The following is a 19,809-nucleotide window of genomic DNA, read 5'->3' as shown; positions in this document are numbered from 1 at the left end:
TCTTCTTATTGAAAGCTCAACACTTCCTTTTTCTTTTTTGTTTTAAATTTATCAGGTACAACCGCTAATATTTCCTTTTCCAATGCCTGAATTGCATGTCGTTTGACATAATTTTGTGTCGTAACCAACGATATTTCGCGGACGGGTTCCGGTGATTTGAAATAACGGATCTTATCCAGCTGTTCATCCACATAATCTGAAATCGATAGCTCGGGCAAGATTGTGATACCGTCATTGATATCCACCATTCTTTTAAGTGTCTCAACACTACCGGTGTTATACTCAAAACGTCCGGAGAGATCTTGATTGTGCTTATGGTGGCAAATATTAAGTACTTGTCCACGCATACAATGTCCTTCATTGAGCAACCAGAGCTTATCATCGGCGATATCATCTCCACTCAACACTTTCTTGGAAAACAAAGGACTATTTTCAGATATATAAGCGACAAAATTTTCATAAAACAGAGGGGACTCCAGTATGCCCTGATCATTTAAGGGGGTAGATAGTACACCGCAATCCAAAAGCCCAACCTTCAACTCATGAACAATACGTTCGGTAGTATATTCCCAGATCTGCAATTGCAGTTTTGGATACTTCTCCATAAACGTGGTCAATACCTTAGGCAATAAATAGGGCGCAATTGTCGGGATAACACCGATTTTTAGTGTTCCCTCGATTTCCCCCTTCTTGTCCTGTACAATTTCATTGATCTTACGGCTTTCAGTCAGGACTGACCTTGCCTGAAGAATAATCTTCTCCCCAATTTCAGTAGGCACAACAGGCTGACGGCTCCGGTCAAAGATTTTAGCCCCCAAAGACTCCTCCAGTTTCTGGATCTGCATACTTAAGGTCGGCTGTGTCACAAAACACTTTTCGGCTGCGGCAACAAAACTACGATAGGTATCAACAGCAATGATATATTCCAATTGGATTAAGGTCATGTTAAAATCTTTAAAGCGCAAAATTACGAATACTCCTGTAAAACGATGGCAAATACACAATATTTTAAAGTTTGACCATTGCTTCCCTGATCATATTATACAATAAATATCTTGCCAAAAAGCGAGAATTGACCAGCTATTATGACAATAGTTGATCGAAAAGTCGGATTCATCAAAAAGCTTTTCTTAAATTTGGAGATTTATAACAGTTGATATTAAAAAATCCCATGAAGTTTATACATCATACGACAATTGCACTAGCACTATTATTATCCACAACGAACATCCCATACGCAAATGCGAACCCAGATGAAGGGATGTACCCATTGAGCGATTTAAATAGAGCGGGTTTAAAGAAAGCCGGATTAAAGATCAGTGAGAAGGATATTTACAATCCCGGCCAAGTTGGATTAGTGGATGCCCTGGTTCAAGTCAGTGGATGTACAGGATCATTCGTCTCCAACCGTGGTCTGATTATTACCAACCATCACTGTGCCTTTTCTGCAGTTCAATTGGCAAGTACCGCCATCAACAATTATCTTAAAAATGGCTTTGTTGCGCAAAATCAGGAGCAGGAGATTGAAGCAAAAGGATTAAAGATCAGAATTACAGATTCATACGAAGATGTATCTGTTAAAATATTAAATGCCGTAGCCAATATCAGTGACCCGGTCGAGCGCATCAATACAATCAAAAGAAAACAAGAAGAGCTTGTTAAACAGGCTGAAAAAGAAGACCCAACAATCAAAGCTGAAGTATCCGAAATGTTCATTGGCAAAAGCTATGTGCTATTTCGCTACAAAACAATCGAAGATGTGCGTCTTGTTTATATTCCACGCCAAAATATTGGTGAATTTGGCGGTGAGACTGACAACTGGGTATGGCCACGTCATACAGGTGACTATTCCTTCCTTCGGGCCTATGTGGGTAAAGATGGAAAATCAGCTCCCTATTCAAAAGATAATGTGCCCTACCAACCAAAAAAGCACCTGAAAGTTAATCCAAATGGTGTGAAAGAAAATGATTTCACCTTTATCCTAGGTTATCCGGGGAAGACATTCAGACATCGTCCGGCGCAGTATATCAAATACCAACAAGACTATTTATTGCCTTACGTTTCCAATTTGTATGATTTCCAGAACAAACAAATGGAGGAAGCTGGGAAAGACAATACGGATATTGCACTCTCTTTGGCGACACGGATCAAACGCAACGCCAACGTGCTTAAAAATTACCGTGGCAAGCTCAAAGGGTTGCGCGGCATAGATCTCCTGTCAACCAAAAAGCAGGAAGATGAGGCGCTTGCAGCATTTATCTTGAGTAAACCCGAACTTAAAGGTAAATATGGCAATCTATTAAACGATATTGCCGCTTATTATCAAATCAGTGATCAAGATGCCTTGAAAGAGCTTTGGATTAACAATATTTATAACAGTACCAGTTTGCTGAAAGTTGCCCGCGATCTCAACACCCTAAAAGTAGCAATGGGTAAAGAGCGCTCTTCGCATGCCGCAAAACAGTTATTCGACTATAATGTCGAACAGCTCAAAAAAAGTATTCAGGACACTTACGAAAGTTACAACAAACAGGCAGACCAACATATTTTCGGTAAGATGCTTGCCGATGCCGCTGCTTTTCAAGGTAAAAATCAGCTTGGATCAATTCAGAAACTCCAATTGAATGGCGAAACTGCCAATACCTATGCTACACAGCTCATCGATGGCAGTAAATTGGCGGATCAAACTTATATTTTAAATACGGTTTTAGCGAATGCAAACGCGTTAAGCCAATTTAATGATAAACTATTGAATTTTCAAAATGAGCTAGACAATGATATTGTCATCTTCGCCGCTGAGCAGAAAAGACGTGAAGGTGTGTTGAATAAACTGATGGGTGACTATGTCGCTGTCAAGGAAATCTTTCAGGCCAAAAACTTTATTCCAGATGCTAACTCCACCTTGCGTTTGACTTATGGACATATTAAAGGCTATGCTCCTGCTGACGCTACCTATATGAAACCATTCACAACCATCGAAGGTATTATTCAGAAAGGGAATCTTGGTCTATCCGATTTCGATTATCCGCAAGAAATCAAGACGGCGTATCTCAATAAGAACTTTGGCCCCTATTTAAAGAAAGACCTGGGCTCAGTTCCTGTCAATATATTGTATGATATGGACACCACAGGGGGCAACTCAGGTTCGCCGATCATGAATGCAAATGGTGAGTTGATCGGTGTAAACTTTGACCGTGCCTATGATGCTACAATCAACGATTTTGCATGGAATGAAAGTTATAGCCGCTCTATCGGTGTGGATATCCGTTATGTACTTTGGGTTGCTGATAAGATTGACAATGCTCATTTTATTTTAAAGGAAATGGGTATTTAATCGTTACCAAAAGCGTTTTATACGTTAAAAAGCACCTGAACCAAACCGTTCAGGTGCTTTTTAATATTGGAGTAAATCAATAACCTTAAATAATTCGTTATTCTTTTGGCAAATTCAGCAAGACCTGCTTCAGCCTCGCTAATCCCTCCTCTAAAATAGACCTCGAACAGGCGATATTCAACCGGATAAAAGAACCACTTCCCTTACCGTACATGGCACCGACATTGGCCTGCAGATGGACCTCTTTCAATAGTATTTGTCCTATTTTTCGGCTGGAAAGCTTTAAAGCGGTACAATCTATCCAAACCAAATAGGTACCCTCAAGTGGAATAATTTTTAAGGTCGGCAGATGCTCCGCTATATAGTTTTTTAAATAAATATAATTATTATAAATATAGGCTAGCGCTTGCTGTAGCCAATCCTCCCCCTGTTGATAAGCAGCTATTAAACCCGTGATCGCAAAAGGACTGATACTCGCTATCTCATTGGCAAGAAAGGCATCCTGCACTTTTCTATTTAAGATAGGATCCGCGACTATGACCGTGGCGACTTGCAGTCCTGCAAGATTAAAGGTTTTGCTTGGAGCAATACAAGTGATTGTATTCGCCAAAAAGGCTTGATTGATCGTTCCAAAAGGAATATGCTGATGCCCTTCAAATACTAAGTCACAATGGATTTCATCCGAAATAACAAGAACATTGTGCTTTAGACAGATCTTACCCAAGCGTTCAAGCTCGACTTTTGTCCAAACCCGACCTGCAGGGTTATGTGGGCTGCAGAGGATAAAGAGCTTCACTTTCGGATCACTCGCCTTAATTTCAAAATCTACAAAATCAATTGCATATTGCCCATCTTTATACAATAGGTCATTGGAAACCACCTCACAACCATTGCGTTCGATCGATGAAAAAAAACAATGGTATACAGGTTCCTGGATCAGTACTTTATCCCCCGTTTCTGTTAATGCAGCGACGATTGCCGACAAAGCCGGCACCACACCTAAAACCGGAAGTATCCACTCGCGCTGCAAATGAAAACCATGTTTACGTTTAGACCAGTCCGATACAGCCTCATAAAAAGCATCCGGCACTTTTGCATAGCCATAAATACCATGTTGAACACGTGTGGTCAACGCGTCAATAATCTCTTTGGATGCAGGGAAATCCATATCAGCAACCCAGAGTGGAATTAAATCGGCATAGTCCTGTTGATTCCATTTTACCGAATCAGTCCCCCTACGGTCGATTATTTTATCAAAATTGTAGATCATACAGCAATTTACTCAAAAATACTACGCATTTCCAATAATACTTTTGGGAAAAATCAGCGACTAAAATAGCGATAAGTCCAGACTAAAATCCGCTGCCCTTAGAGCTCTATCGGAGTAGTAGCTATTTGAGATATGTGCCATTAGTAAGTAAAAGTGCAGGTCAGGACAAGGATGACAGGTTAGGATAAGGATAAGGGTTCCGGAAGTAAACTACATTTTGAGCCAATCAAAAACGAAGGGAAAGGTTATATTTACATAAAATTTAGCAGATTGACTATGGCCCGAAGCAACTTTTCATGGAAAGATAGAATCCGAAGTTTTAGCTATGCCTTCAATGGTTTAAAAATCGTTTGGCAAGAAGAACATAATTTCAGGATACATCTCATTGCCGCAGTTGTAGCAATCGTACTATCGTACCTCCTCCGAATAAGCCCCTATGAGTGGCTAGCAATTATTTTTTCCATTGGTTTTGTTCTTGTCTGTGAATTGCTGAACACGGCATTAGAACATCTCGCTGATTTTGTCTGCCAAGAAAAAAATCCCAACATCAAAAGGATCAAAGACGTTGCTGCTGCCGCGGTCATGCTGAGCAGTATCACAGCGCTACTGATCGGACTGATTATATTTATCCCAAAACTCCTGCTATGGTGCTCATTGGGTCAGCTTTTCTAGGACAAATTTTTCATCATAAGCCAATTTATCAGGCGCAACAAAAGACATCTTCCCTCCTTTTTCTTCCATATCACCAAAACCTTCAACAGCTTGGTTTTTGGAGAATTTAAAAGCCACCTGCCGAACGGATTGCTGTCCTTCGGAAGCAAAGGTATAGTCCGCCAACAAGATACCGTCTTTCAGAACACCATCAATATGCCCAACATTTCGGTCTTTTTCTTTCCACTTGTAGTTGAGGTCACCATGCACATTATCGCCATCAATGGCGATTGTTAACGAAATTGTATCGCCATTTTTGAGGTATTGATAGGTTCCATTTTCAGCAATTGCTGCTGCAAGACCTGTGGTATCCGATCCCATTTGTGCCTGGTCATCTTTCTTTTTGTCCTTTTGCTGACAAGCGGTAGCAAAAATCAGTAGTGACAATCCAATATTGATTATTTTCATGCGAATAATTAATTTTTCTTAAATACGTGGCAGCAACTGAAAAAAATCAGCGCCAACGGGAATTTATTGACGAGCTAACCGCAGCTTATGAACAATAGATTCCGCCTTCCCTGTTTATTAATATCAATAGCAATCAAAACAACATATTGTTTTAAATAACTAACATTTAATATTTTGGAATTCAGAAAACAAAAATTGCAGCAATATTGTTTATAAGTTATAGCTCGATAAAATATTAAAAATAAACAATTTAGTAACAATAAAATTATTCATAGCTTATTGTAAAGCTAATTTTTATTAGTAAATTGTACATTATAAAATTCAGAAATTCTTAACCAATATTAGTATGAAAGATGTAAGCTTTAAGAAATTTGATAGTGGGTCTACATCCCTCACTAAATTATCCATTGAAACAGATTTGGCTATTATTGTTAAAGAGAATGTTTCTATTTCTTCGGAATCGAAAATAGAAAAACTTCGACGCTGTAAAGAGGAGTTATTGAAGAGCCTTTGGTTCGTTCAACGCCAGTGTTGATCAGTAATTCACTTAATTCAATCAATAGTCCGAATACCCTATTTTTTTCCTAGACAAAAAGCCTCCCCAACTATTTTATATTGGAGAGGCTTTTTTTAGCATAGATATACAAGTTATCTACGTGTATCAGAGCGATTTCAAGTGCTTATAATTTGACTTGATGGTGTCCCATACTTCCTCAAAGTTACCTGATAGCATCAATTTAGCCATACTTTCGGTCATTCCTTTCATTTGGCTAAATGATATTTTGGGTGGCATGGCTAAGGCATTGGGGCTGGTAAAGATATCGATGAGTACCGGCTCGTCCGTTATACGGAATGCTTCATCCAAGATACCTTCGACCTCTTCTGGTTGCGTCACCGTAAAAGCACGGATCCCCATCGCCTGTGCGACCATCGCAAAATCTGGATTGACCATATTAGTTTCCTGATCTTTTAAACCGGCAACCTGCATTTCCAATTTGACCATTCCGAGTGAACGGTTATTGAACACCATCAGTTTGATTGGCAAATTATACTGTTTTATCGTAGCCAGATCTCCCAGCAACATCGAAAGGCCACCATCACCACAGAAGGCTATGATCTGTCTTTCGGGATGTGTCAATGCTGCTCCAATCGCCATCGGCATTGCGTTCGCCATAGAGCCATGATTAAATGAGCCGAGCATTTTGCGATCTCGTCGCTGATTGATATAACGTGCTCCCCATACACAGGACATGCCGGTATCCACTAAAAAAATAGCATCATCGCTCGCCTTTTGGTCAATCGTATGGGCCACAAATTCCGGTTGAATAGCACATTCACTACCCGAATCTTCGACATAGATCATCAGATCTTCTTTTACTTTCTCGTAGGCCGCCAATTGTTTTTCGAGAAAACTCGAATCAGTTCTCGCCTCCACAAAGGGTAGAACAGCTTTCAATGTGTGCTCAATATCCCCCACCAAGCCATAGTCTACGATCGAGCGTCGACCAAGTTTCTCGCCCTCGATATCGATCTGAACAATTGTTTTATTGGTGGGTATAAAATCCTTGTAAGGAAAATCAGTTCCCAAAAGAAGGATCAGATCCGAATGGTGCATACTCTGAAAGGCCGATGCCGTCCCCAAAAGTCCCGTCATACCGATTTCATTGGGATTATCCCGTTGAATATCCAACTTAGCTTTAAATGAATACCCCACAGGCGCATGAATTTTCTCGGAGAGTTCAACAATTTGTTTCTGCGCATTCCGGGCACCTACGCCACAGAATAAAGTCACTTTATCCGCCTGATTAATATATTGTGCCAAACGCCCGATTTCAAGCTCTGAGGGTCTGATCTGCGGCTGCGTAAAGAATACCTTTGCCGAAGTGTTCATATGGACAGCTTCCATTTCGGAGACATCCCCCGGAAGACCGATAACAGCAACATCCCGTTTTGAGATTGCCTGCTGTAGTGCATTCTGAACCATACGTTGCACCTGTTCCGGCCGGGTAATCATCTGATTATAACACGAGCAGTCGTCAAATAATTTGATCGGATTAGTCTCCTGAAAGTAGTCTGTACCAAACTCGTAGGTGGCGCAGGTTGAAGCAATCACCAGCATCGGAACACGTGTCTTATGTGCCTCATAAACGCCATTGATCAGGTGAACATGGCCTGGCCCACTACTTCCAGCACAGCAGGCAATCCCGTGCAGATCCGCTTCGGCGGTCGCAGCAAATGCACCAACCTCCTCATGCCTGACATGTATCCATTGCATGGTTCCATCCTCATGAACTGCCTCATTAAAAAAATTCAAACTATCTCCCGTCACGGCATAAATACGTTTTATTCCCGCATCTTTTAAAATACCAACGATCTGGTGTGCTACATTTTTCATACCCATATGATGATTTAAGATTTTGATATCACGACGATGTGTTGATTACGCTATCGCTTCTTTATAACAACAATATTGCGAAACAATGGTTTTGGGTATTCTACTATTGAAGAAAGTACATACAGATCGATCCGCTGTTTTCAGAACAGAGATGACGATTGCAGGCCACGTTTTGCAAGAAAGACGCTACCTAAAAAAAACAGGCTGCTCCCATCGTATCGAGGAGCAGCCTGTTTATTCAACTCTATGAAGATTGTTTACTTGATCTTATTGGATAATTCGGTTACAAATGCTTTAGCATCATTGAGATCATCATTCCACGCAGCATAACGTCTAGATTTTTTTAGTTTGGCAATTTTTGCGTTCAGTTTTGCCAAATTCGTTTGATCGTTAGATTTTTCCAACTTTTCTTTCAGTATATTCACTTTGGTAAAATCCTGAATACCTTCCAACATACGCTCATAACGAATAGAGCTACGACCTTGTGGATAAACAATATAAGTGTCTCCAGCAGGCCATGTACGGAATCGCGAATCCTGTAGCGGATTGGCTACCCAGGAATTAAAGGCCCAACGTAGCGCGCCATCAAATCCCGCAGCGAGTGCGTACCACCCCATATAGGTCGATTCTGCCGGATCAGAAAATGTAAATTGGTTCGGAAACTCATCTGAACAGCAAACATAGAATGTAGTGATATACCCTTTTTTACGTCTTTCAATTAAATCATTTTGATCGAAAGGATCGCCTACAGCGACACTGATATCGGTACTTTTTTGATAACGCTTATAACTTTTATGGTTGTCTGCAAAAGCAATTCCAAATTCAGGTACCACACGTTCCAAAAGTTCTACTGCTGGATCCATCTGCTCCTGTGCCCGCTCATCCATCGCGATATTGGTAATTTTCAACCAACCCTTGGCGCTGACATGTTTACTAAAATCCTTTAAGAAAGGTGTCCATAGCTCCTCAAACACTGGCGTTCCGGGTTTTGCGATAACATTGACCAGTTCATTTTTTGCTTCATCAAAATAATGCACTTCATTATTCCATGGCAATAATGAATAACAATTGATCTGTTTGTTAATTCCCAGGTCCATCATAAATTGCACCCACTTGTCAAATATCGCATAGTTATAACTCCAGGATCCGTCTTTTGCTTTCTTCCAGGTGATCATATCCGCATAGGGATCATAGGTCTGTACATTCCAGGCATCCTTATTTAACGTCGCCGTAATAACTTTCTGCCCTGCAGCAGCCAGCTGCTTCATTGTTGGCTTTAAGGCTTCAAAATGCTCATCACTCCACATCTTAACATTGTTGACACGTGCTACGGATGATGGATGTTGCCACTGATCCAAATGGAATGACCATTGTGAAGCTGGCGGTAATACCTGATCTTGAACATTAACAGTCAAATCCAAATTTTGTATCACCTTACCTTTTTGTTTAACAGCAATGACTGTCTTATATTGACCTGCCGCTGCTCTAGCAGGTACTTTTACCGTAATCCATACTGGACGGACGCGCTTTGCTTCGAGATTATAGCTTTTAAGATCATCCAACATATCTGCAGAAAGTGCGGCCTTAAAATCCTCAGGTTTACGATAGCCACATCCCTCGGCAAATTCATCTGTCATCACATAACGAACAAATCGTGCTTGTACCGCTTCAGCAGAAATAGATTTGCCGGTAGTTGATTTTAACTCACCTGTCGAAACAACAACATCAGCGGCTGCTGAACTAGTCCACAGGAGTATCTGCGCAGATACCTGCTCCCCTTTCCAGGCATCCACCTTGTTATTGGACTGGATAGCGATGTTCGGATTTAAAGATTTTGGAAAACGTTTATCGATCGACACAAACGATGCGTACAAACCAGGTTTAACATTTGACCAATCAGAAAGCGTATCCCTTGACGGGTCCGCCATTTCAGTAAAGGTCGTTCCCACAGCATAACGCCCCTGAGAAAAACCTTGATTATTGCCGCAAAATAATAGACATGCGAATGCAATAGTAGAATAAATAGTAGTTTTAGGCATAACAGTTGTAATTAACAAAAAAAGTAAACATTTTCTGTTTGCTTTAAAAATACTAAAATTTTATTTATCTCCACTTAACTTTGCTCAAAAATTTTAGAAAGTGCAGTATAAAGTGCTGGATGGTTTTTTTGAAATTTCGTTGGATTTTCAAAAAAATATTCCGATGCGACAGCAAAAAATTCACCCGGATTGGTCATACCATAGGTATCAATATCCGATTGATGCTGTTTGATCTTGTTGATTTCCTCCCGTATTAAATTCATGAACGGAATTACAGCGGCCTTGTCCAATAAATAACTGGGCACGCCATCTACTGTACCATCTGTTTTATCAATGAGATGCACAAATTCGTGGATAGCCGTATTCTGACCATCAGTTGCATTTTGAAAACCATATTCCAATGCCGATTTAGATAAAATCATCTGACCATTCATGGCACCTTCTCCAACCATTCCCATGATATTCCGATCCGCATGACCTTCAAATTGATAATCGGCATTGAAATGTGAGGGATAGACCATAATATTGGTTAAGTTTGGATAGGTCCATTTTTTAAAAGCAAAGATCGGAATAATTGCACTGGCTGCGATCAACATATAATCTTTCAATTCCAACGTGACGCCCACCCCTTCTATCTTGACGGTATCCAAAAATGCAAGACAGCGTGACTCAAATTCCTGCTTATCCGCAATAGTCAGACGGCGATAATAAGCGACCTCCTTTTCCAGGATATCCTTCCCCTCATCACTCAAGACACGTTTAATCGTCTTATTATTTTTCGCGGTACGATTTAACAGGTAATAGACAACATAGATGGTTACCGGTACGAGCAGTATAATAAAAATCTTTCCTAACATATTATTTTATCTTGATCCAATGGGGATCTCTGGCTTGCAAATTACGCAAAAAGCCTTTAAAATGAGATGTACCAAATAAGATTAAAATTTTCTGTTGCGGAGCGTCAGCCACTAGAGAAGCTAGATTTTCCTCGCGTTGTTGCATGACAAACTCTTTGTCAAACTTATTCTTGAGCGCTGTTTTGATGGGTTTGCAACTATAGGGGGCACTTAATGGGGTATCATAATCGCAGGCATCCAGCTGTATCGTACCATAGCGATACTCAAAATCATCCAATAATTTATTTTTAGGAATATCGGCATTAACTGCGGTTCCATAGTCAACCAGAAAAAAAGAATAATCCGGTTGGCTGATAATGCGTTGTCCCAATTTACGGTACAGAGGTGCCCTTAGCACTTTTGATGTATCTCCGGGAGTTTCAATACATTGTTGTAAGCCGAGACGGTTACCGGTCAATTTTCTGAACTTACGGTCGTATAGATCACGTTGTGCGGCGCTATCTACCTGATAGGCGATACTTTCATAAAAGACAACATAGCCCGATTTTTGGAGCGAATCTACCGCAGCTTGTACCTGATCATAATATACACGTGTCCCTAAATGCCGCATCGGGATATAAATAATACGACGGTCACCATTATGGAGTTCAAATTTTCGTGAAGCATCCCGTAATACACCTGTGCTTTGTACCATTAAAGAGGTATCGCAGGCGCCAAATGTGATCAATACAAAAAGAAGGGAGATAATCTGTTTCAAAGCATTTATTTATTACAATAACATGCAATTATAACAATATATTATCTCCCTTGTTTAATAAATTTATACAGTCGCGAGCCCGATTGTCGTTCCACTCGGGATAACCGCATTTTTTTTGATCACAACAATACCATCACAAACGGTATAAGTCTGATGGTTGGCGTTCAACAAATGGGGGCCGCCATTGATGCGAACATCATTTCCAATACGACAGTTTTTATCCAGAATCGCATTTTCAATATAACAGCGTTCACCCACACCCACAATGGGCATATTTTTTCTTTTTGCTTCATCCATATCCGAGAAATCCTCGTAATAATCCGATCCCATCATATAGGTTCCCCTTACCACAGAACCAATACCAATACGTGAACGCACACCGATCACCGAACGGTCTACCTTATCAGCATGGATAATACACCCATCGGAGATAACCGAATTAATCAATGTCGTGCCCGAAATCTTAGATGGCGGTAGCATACGTGGTCGGGTAAAAACCGTATTTTTATCAAATAGGTTAAAGGCTGGAATATTATCCGTCAGTCCAATATTGGCTTCATAAAATGAGCCTATTGTTCCAATATCTGTCCAATAGCCTTCATACTGATAGCTGAGTACGTTGATATCTTCAATCGCATCCGGAATAATTTCCTTTCCAAAATCCATTCCGCTGTTTTCCTCCAACAGGCGCTTTAGCACACCTTTACTGAACACATAGATCCCCATGGATGCCAGGTACTCACGGCCCTCGGCTTTCAAATGATCGTTCACTTCTGAACTCCAGTCCACCAACTGCTCACTATTGGGCTTTTCTATAAACGATGTGATGTGGTTATGCTCATCCGATTTAAGGATTCCAAAACCTGTTGCATCTTTGCCATTGACAGGAATGGTCGCAATCGTCAAATCGCCTTCGTTCTGTACGTGAAAATCCACCAGTGCATCAAAATCCATCTGATAAAGCTGATCCCCCGACAAGATTAAGACATAATCGTAATCTATACTTGCTAGCTTCTTGAACGATCTGCGCACGGCATCTGCGGTACCTTCAAACCATTTGTCACCATCATTAGTCTGTTCGGCCGCCAAAATATCGACAAAACCCTTACTAAAAATACTGAAATTGTACGTATTTTTAATATGCGAATTCAACGAGGACGAATTAAACTGTGTCAATACAAAAATCTTATTGAATCCCGAATTGAGACAATTCGAGATGGGGATATCAACCAAGCGATATTTTCCTGCAATAGGAACAGCTGGTTTAGACCGTTGGTCGGTCAACGGATACAGACGCGAGCCCCTTCCTCCGCCCAAGACGATAGCTACTACATTGTGATGTGACATATCAAATTAAATTAATTGGTTATATAGATTTAAGTATTTCGCTGCGGATTTATCCCAGGAAAAATCCAAACTCATTATTTTGTGTTGGTTGTCTTCAAATTTAGACCTATTTTCATAGTATTCGACCGCGCGGACAATAGCCTTTCTGATATCAGCTACCTCAAGCGTGTCAAAACCAACACCGTATCCATTGTTTTCTAAATCTATGACTGTATCTTTTAGACCACCCACAGTGTGTACAATCGGCAAGGTCCCATATTTCATGGCATAAAGCTGATTGAGTCCACACGGTTCAACCCGTGAAGGCATCAAAAGAAAGTCTGCACTTGCATAAAGCCAATGCGCAAGATTTTCATCATAACCAAAGAACACATCAAAATTTTCTATCTGTTCATCCACGAGCATTTTTACCCGTGCCTGAATCGCTGGATCTCCAGCACCCAGTATAAATATACTCAATCTGCCTGAAAAATTTTCAGTCAAATCTAAAATTATATCCGGCAATAAATCGGCTCCTTTTTCCGTCGCAAAACGCCCAATAAAGACCAATAACGGAAGTGTAGGATTAATTTTATACTGCTGTGCTAATGCCTGCTTATTTTTGAGTTTACCGGCAAAAGCCGAAGCAAGATCATAATTTTCAATCAAGGTGTAATCTTTAGCAGGATTCCAGATATCCCAGTCGATTCCATTGACAATCCCCACCGACTTATGCCGTTCATCATAAAATAGATGCTGCAGTCCGTTCGCATCCACATAAAGTTCTTCAAGGTAGCCCTCCGAAACAGTCGTATAGGCATCACAGCACTTGATCAGCGCTGCAAGTGGATTGATCAGACCATCCCAGTCCAGGAGTCCCCATTTCCAACTATCAAAACCAGGCAATAAAATCGCTTTGCTCCAGTGTATCCAACCCTGGTACTGACCATTGTGAACTGTCGCAACCGTCTTTACATCAACAAGGAAATTATATTCATTGCTATATTTCATCAGAAAAGGCATTAAACCGACGTGATGATCATGGCAATGCACAATATCAGGTACAATCGCTTTTGCCTTGAACCAGTTTAATACAGCATGTTGAAAGGCGATAAACTGCTCGCCCTCATCGGGATAGCAATAAACCTCCTGGCGGTCCAATTTACCTGGAATTTTAATCAAATAGAGTTCAAAACCCAGTATATTATCTCTTTCCTTGAAAACACTATAATCTAATGGTTCAGATCCCTGAAAAAAAGTACCCTCATGAATAACATCAAAGGAATGGTCTTTAACAAATGGGCGATCGTACCAAGGCATGATCACTGCTGCTTCTACCCCGAGTTTAGTTTGATACTTCGGCAATGCTCCCACCACATCCGCTAGACCACCAACCTTGGCTATTGGATAGCATTCGACACTTAAATGAAATACTTTCATCTGTACATATTTTTTTCTCCATCAGTCGAATGGAGCTTATCCTTTTTAAAATTTACTTTTACTAACTCCTCCAACCGACACAATACACGATCACAGGGGAACACGTTCTCCCGGTTTTACAGGCACCGCCTCTTTCAAAACCTTCTTACGTTTAAGAATATACCCGCCCAGCGGAGGAAGATTGACCTGAGCAGACTGCACCTGGTTCATCCAATGCAGGTGTTCACTTTCCACATGTTGACTACTGACTCCAGAACCGAAATATTTAAGATCGTCTGAGCTCAAAACAACTTCCCATTCTCCTGCATAAGGCAGTCCGATACGAAAATCTTCACGTACAACAGGTGTTAAATTAATCACAACCACGGTATCATCCCATTGGTCAAATGCCTTACGCCAATAGACCAGTACCGAGTTTTCACGGTCGCCAGCATCTATCCATTCAAACCCTGAAGCATCAAAAGCCTTTTGAAAGAGGCTGGGTTGTTGCCGATAGGTCGCGTTTAAATCGGCTACAAATTTTTTCATACCCTGATGTGGCATAAATTCCAACAGATGCCAGTCGAGCGATTTATTCACATTCCATTCGGACGTTTGTCCAAACTCTCCACCCATAAACAACAATTTCGTTCCTAAGAAAGTATACATAAACAAGTATAACGCCCTTAGGTTAGCAAATTTCTGCCACTCATCGCCTGGCATTTTGTAAATCAGAGGCTGTTTTCCATAAACAACTTCATCATGTGACAGCGGGAGCATAAAATTTTCATGGAAAGCATATACCGTGGCAAAAGTGATGCGGTCGTGATGGTATTTTCTATTGATCGGATCTTCCTTAAAATAATCTAGGGTATCGTGCATCCATCCCATCATCCACTTCATTCCAAAGCCCAGACCACCAGCATAGGTTGGTTTACTCACACCAGGCCAGGAGGTCGATTCCTCAGCGATGGTCTGTACATCCGGAAAATGTGCATAAACAGCCTCATTAAACTCTTTTAGGAATTGTACCGCTTCCAGGTTCTCATTACCGCCGAATTCATTCGGAATCCACTCACCGGCGTTCCGGCTATAATCCAGATACAACATGGATGCGACAGCGTCCACGCGAAGTCCATCAATATGGAAACGATCCAACCAATAAAAAGCATTACTGATCAGAAAAGAGCGCACTTCGTTGCGACCATAATTGAAAATATACGATTGCCAGTCGGGGTGAAAACCCTTTCGCGGATCTTCATGTTCATAAAGGCTTGTACCATCAAAGCGATAAAGCCCATGCGCATCACCAGGAAAATGTGAAGGTACCCAATCCAATAACACCCCAATTCCGGCAGCATGGAGCGCTTCTATCAGGAACATTAAATCCTGTGCAGAGCCATAACGTGAGCTTGCCGCAAAATAGCCTGTAATCTGATATCCCCATGAGGGGTAATAGGGGTGTTCCATCAAAGGCATAAATTCCACATGTGTAAAATTCATTTCCTTGACATAAGACACAAGCTGTACAGCAATCTCCCGGTAGTTTAATAGCGTATCTGGGCTCTCCGGATCTCGTGCCCATGAGCCAAGGTGCAGTTCATAGACTGACCATGGCTGGTCCAGTCTATTTTTTACGACACGCTCCTTCATCCAGTTTCCGTCATTCCATTCATACCAATTAGAATGGACAATGGATGCCGTTTTAGGTGCTACCTCCCATTTGAACGCGAATGGGTCGCCTTTTTCAAGCTCTTCTCCTGAAGAGGTCTGAATACAATATTTGTAAGTTTCACCATTGGCTATTCCGGGAATAAAACCTTCCCAGATTCCACTTGTGTCCCAGCGGACATGTAAAGGATGGCTCTCCTTGTCCCAGAAATTGAAGTTTCCCGTTACGGAAACGGATTTTGCATTTGGGGCCCAAACCGCAAAATAAACGCCTCTTTCACCCTCTACTTCCAGCTCATGCGAACCAAATTTTTCATACAATTTGAAATGCCTGCCCGATTGGAACAGCGCAACATCAAATTCCGAAAAAAGACTATGCGGTATTACTTGATTGGCCATGTTTAACCCTCTATCAATATGTTTTCAAATTCACGTGCGACATTAATCCAATATCGCCCTTGTTCATCTTTTTGTATTTTTGTGTCAATCCCATCTGTTTTAACCTTTTTCACTGCAAATGGTAGACCTATCAATTGCAGCTTATACTCTTCGTATCGTTCGGTAAATAATCCGTCACGGGTCTGCTTGATTGAAAGGGAATCTTTTAATCCAGACAATGTAAAACACTTTTCTAAATAAATATCTTGCTCGTACGCGAATGTATCACCATGATCGGAATAAACGTATGAACGATGTACTCCTTCAGAAAAATAGATATTCAATTGTAGTTCTTCCACTTTCTTTTCTCCGGTGTATTGCATGACTGGATATTCCGGTATGACAGATCCACCACGAATAAATAGCGGCATTTCATCCAGTGGTGTTGCAATAGTATGTTCCTTTCCACCGACATAAACCTCATTATTGAAGTAGTAGAACCAATCTCCTGCAGGAAGGTAAACGATCTTGCTCTTCTGACCGGGCTGCAACACTGGTGATACCAATATCTTATCACCAAAACAGAACTCTTCTTCACGCTGCCAATTGGTCGGAATATGTTGCTCCACCATCGAAATTGGACGCAAAATCGGATAGCCGTATTTAGTTTGTTCCCAAAAACAGGTATAGATATAGGGTAACAGTTTATACCGCAATTCTATAAACTTTTTATTTATTTTTTCCCAGTCTTCACCGAAACTCCAAGGTTCCCGATCACGGGTATCCCCTGCGGAGTGCACACGCATAAATGGCGAAAAAACACCAAATTGCATCCACCTTGTGAATAGTTCCCCATCTGGTTCTCCTGTAAATCCACCAATGTCCGTTCCGCAAAAAGACATCCCTGAAGTGGACAATCGCTGCAACTGCAGGGTGCCCAGCTTGAGATGTTCCCAACTCGCTAAATTATCTCCGGTCCAAACCGAAGAATAACGTTGTGTACCAGCATAAGCTGCTCGTGTAATGGTAAATGGCCTTTTGTTTTTGTACAATTTCTTTAAGCCATCATAGGTAGCGCGCACCATTTGCATACCATAGACATTGTGTGCTTTTCGATGCGATCCACGATGTCCATCGTATTGATGTCTGACATCATCCGGAAAAGTTCCGCGGCCAAAAACAGCAGGCTCATTCATGTCATTCCAAAAACCTGCTACACCATCTTCCACCAGCCCCTGGTATAAAGTTCCCCACCACTGTCGAACCTCAGGATTTGTAAAATCGGGAAATTGACAACGTCCGGGCCAGACAAATCCCTCCATAAAATAGTCATCCCCCCGGCGGCAGAAATATTTGTTCTCTTTACCTTCTCGAAATACCCAATAGTTTTCATCCACTTTAATCCCCGGATCAATCATGACCACCGTCTTAAAACCTTCGTTTGCAAGATCAGCAATCATTTTTTTCGGATTTGGAAAATATTGTTTATTCCATGTAAAACAGCGATAGCCATCCATGTAATCAATATCCAGGTAAATGGCATCGCATGGGATCTGCCTTTTTCTGAATTCTTCGGCCACTTTACGCACATTGGCTTCCGGATAATAACTCCATCGGCATTGATGATAACCGATAGCCCAAAGTGGTGGTAAATAATGTGTCCCTGTCAAAGTATGGTACCTGCGGATCACATCAATGATATGCGGACCATGAATATAGTAGTATTGTAATTCACCGCCTTCCGACCAAAAGCTGGTCTTTCCGGGATCCTCGGCGGCAAAATCGAAATAGGTCTTAAACGTGTTATCAAAGAAAATACCGTAAGCTTCACCGTCCTTCAGTCCAATGTAAAAAGGAATGGTTTTGTATAAAGGGTCCTGGTCATAAGCAAAAGCATAAGTGTCCGAATTCCAATTTTTTAATCGTTTGCCACGAAGATTAAGCTTAGTAGCCTTATCGCCCAGTCCATAAAATGCTTCATTTTCAAATGCAACTTTGGTACTGTAGACATAATAACCGCCAAAGTCCGGACTTTCTTCCCAGTGCATTGGAGCCAGATCGGCATTAAACAGTTTACCCGCTCTATCAGAAAAGGAGATCAAAAAATCGCTTTTATTGATGCGACAGGAAATGGTGTTTGTATGGACACTATAATGGTCCACCTCCTCTTTACATTGATGTATACTGACACGATGGTCTTTCTTTGCCAGGGCATAGGAAAAATCTTCCAAAAACGTTCCCTGGGGAGCCAATCGAACACGTACAATCTCATCTGTTACGATCTTAATCTCGACTTTTGCCTTACCATCGGAAAAATAGTATGACTTGTCATTTTGATTGTGGGATATAACTGTCTCGAGGTATTTCTTTTCAATTTTAGGCAAATCCAATACCGGATTATTCACATGATGCATACTTTCCAAGGTACCATCATTTTCTTCCTCGTTTAGTGTGGTTTGATTTAGGTTGTCGTCTTCAAGCATAGTTGTAATATGTTAAAAGTTTCTGAAGGCTTAATTCCTCTTTAAGATAGAAAAATTATCCTGCGCCGACAACAAAACATAAAAAAAAATCCCGATCCTCAAAAGGGGCGGGATTATTCACATCAAGTGGGACTACATCTGCTATTTTATAAAATGAGCGCGCAGCATCCAAGCCATTTTCTCGTGTTTTTCCAATAAACCCACCAAAAAATCCTCCGTGCCATTATCAGCGGTCCCCTCAACGACAGCAATATCCCCACGAATTGACATCGCAATAGACTCGTGATCCGATAGCAGCTCTTTATAATAAGACTGACTATCTGTCTTTTCAGATGTCGATTCTGTCAAACGTGTTAATTTTAAATATTTATCAAATGTGCCTACCGCATAGTGCCCTAATGTACGTACACGCTCCGCCACTTCATCAATAACTTCTGCCAACTCATCGTATTGGGATTCTAAAAATAAATGAGCAGCGTGAAAATCAGCTCCTTCAACATTCCAATGCGCATTGCGTGTTTTCATATAGATAATATGCTCATCAGCCAATAAGACATTGAGCAATTTCGCAACTTTTTTTAAGTCTGCATCTTTAATTCCAATTGAAGTTTTCATATTGTGTTTATTTGTTAACTATATCTTTTAATTGCTTAGTTAAATTTACCCAAAAAAGCGGTGGAAACAAAAAAAACTGGGTTTGAAATGTCATTTCAATCGCATAATAACCTTATTTTTGCATCCAGAATATTATTAGAGGGAAG

The 19,809-nt window shown here is 40.9% G+C and carries 14 protein-coding genes; 2 read left to right on the top strand and 12 right to left on the bottom strand.

Translation table 11 applies throughout. From position 1 onward, the window contains the following. Positions 1 to 5: 5 nt before the first annotated feature. A complete protein-coding gene (locus OGI71_RS02470; protein WP_282253711.1) occupies positions 6 to 944 on the bottom strand; it encodes a hydrogen peroxide-inducible genes activator in 939 nt (312 codons plus the stop codon). Between the two features lie 227 nt (positions 945 to 1,171). Here OGI71_RS02470 and OGI71_RS02465 point away from each other — a divergent pair, with 227 nt between their 5' ends. Beyond that, positions 1,172 to 3,334, top strand: coding sequence for a S46 family peptidase (locus OGI71_RS02465; RefSeq protein WP_282253710.1), 2,163 nt, complete (start codon positions 1,172 to 1,174; stop codon positions 3,332 to 3,334). 97 nt (positions 3,335 to 3,431) lie between these two features. Here the strand turns inward: OGI71_RS02465 and OGI71_RS02460 are convergent, their stop codons facing one another. After that, positions 3,432 to 4,604: a MalY/PatB family protein gene (locus OGI71_RS02460; protein WP_282253709.1), complete on the bottom strand. Its 1,173-nt coding sequence runs from the start codon at positions 4,602 to 4,604 to the stop codon at positions 3,432 to 3,434. 276 nt (positions 4,605 to 4,880) lie between these two features. Here OGI71_RS02460 and OGI71_RS02455 point away from each other — a divergent pair, with 276 nt between their 5' ends. Beyond that, a complete protein-coding gene (locus OGI71_RS02455; RefSeq protein ID WP_282253708.1) occupies positions 4,881 to 5,276 on the top strand; it encodes a diacylglycerol kinase family protein in 396 nt (131 codons plus the stop codon). On the opposite strand, the gene OGI71_RS02450 is transcribed toward OGI71_RS02455, so the two are convergent. From OGI71_RS02450 to OGI71_RS02405, 10 genes are all read right to left on the bottom strand, one after another. Further along, positions 5,256 to 5,723, bottom strand: coding sequence for a hypothetical protein (locus tag OGI71_RS02450; RefSeq protein ID WP_282253707.1), 468 nt, complete (start codon positions 5,721 to 5,723; stop codon positions 5,256 to 5,258). The two genes, OGI71_RS02455 and OGI71_RS02450, sit on opposite strands and share 21 nt — an antisense overlap. Positions 5,724 to 6,384: 661 nt before the next feature. Continuing rightward, positions 6,385 to 8,118, bottom strand: a complete 1,734-nt coding sequence (locus OGI71_RS02445) for a thiamine pyrophosphate-dependent enzyme (protein ID WP_282253706.1) — start codon at positions 8,116 to 8,118, stop codon at positions 6,385 to 6,387. A gap of 257 nt (positions 8,119 to 8,375) precedes the next feature. Further along, a complete protein-coding gene (locus OGI71_RS02440; protein ID WP_282253705.1) occupies positions 8,376 to 10,157 on the bottom strand; it encodes a glycoside hydrolase domain-containing protein in 1,782 nt (593 codons plus the stop codon). 74 nt (positions 10,158 to 10,231) lie between these two features. Beyond that, positions 10,232 to 11,014 (bottom strand): M90 family metallopeptidase, encoded by a 783-nt coding sequence (locus OGI71_RS02435; RefSeq protein ID WP_282253704.1) that lies wholly within the window; start codon positions 11,012 to 11,014, stop codon positions 10,232 to 10,234. A 1-nt stretch (position 11,015) separates the two neighbouring features. Next, positions 11,016 to 11,771 carry a hypothetical protein gene (locus tag OGI71_RS02430; RefSeq protein ID WP_282253703.1) on the bottom strand — a complete coding sequence of 252 codons (756 nt, stop codon included), beginning with the start codon at positions 11,769 to 11,771 and terminating at the stop codon, positions 11,016 to 11,018. A gap of 63 nt (positions 11,772 to 11,834) precedes the next feature. Further along, positions 11,835 to 13,118: a glucose-1-phosphate adenylyltransferase gene (locus OGI71_RS02425; RefSeq protein WP_120260874.1), complete on the bottom strand. Its 1,284-nt coding sequence runs from the start codon at positions 13,116 to 13,118 to the stop codon at positions 11,835 to 11,837. Between the two features lie 6 nt (positions 13,119 to 13,124). Then, entirely contained in the window at positions 13,125 to 14,537 is a 1,413-nt protein-coding gene (locus OGI71_RS02420; protein WP_282253702.1) for a glycogen/starch synthase, read from the bottom strand. 90 nt (positions 14,538 to 14,627) lie between these two features. Then, positions 14,628 to 16,586, bottom strand: coding sequence for a 1,4-alpha-glucan branching protein GlgB (gene glgB / locus OGI71_RS02415; protein ID WP_282253701.1), 1,959 nt, complete (start codon positions 16,584 to 16,586; stop codon positions 14,628 to 14,630). Between the two features lie 2 nt (positions 16,587 to 16,588). Beyond that, complete coding sequence (locus tag OGI71_RS02410; RefSeq protein WP_282256125.1) at positions 16,589 to 18,979, bottom strand: glycoside hydrolase family 31 protein; 2,391 nt, start codon at positions 18,977 to 18,979, stop codon at positions 16,589 to 16,591. A 210-nt stretch (positions 18,980 to 19,189) separates the two neighbouring features. After that, positions 19,190 to 19,663: a DNA starvation/stationary phase protection protein gene (locus OGI71_RS02405; RefSeq protein ID WP_120260870.1), complete on the bottom strand. Its 474-nt coding sequence runs from the start codon at positions 19,661 to 19,663 to the stop codon at positions 19,190 to 19,192. Positions 19,664 to 19,809 lie beyond the last annotated feature (146 nt).

Source organism: Sphingobacterium sp. ML3W (genome assembly GCF_029542085.1).
GTDB lineage: Bacteria > Bacteroidota > Bacteroidia > Sphingobacteriales > Sphingobacteriaceae > Sphingobacterium.
The sequence above is the reverse complement of the archived record's forward strand: the minus strand, read 5'-3'. Positions and strand labels throughout refer to the sequence as shown.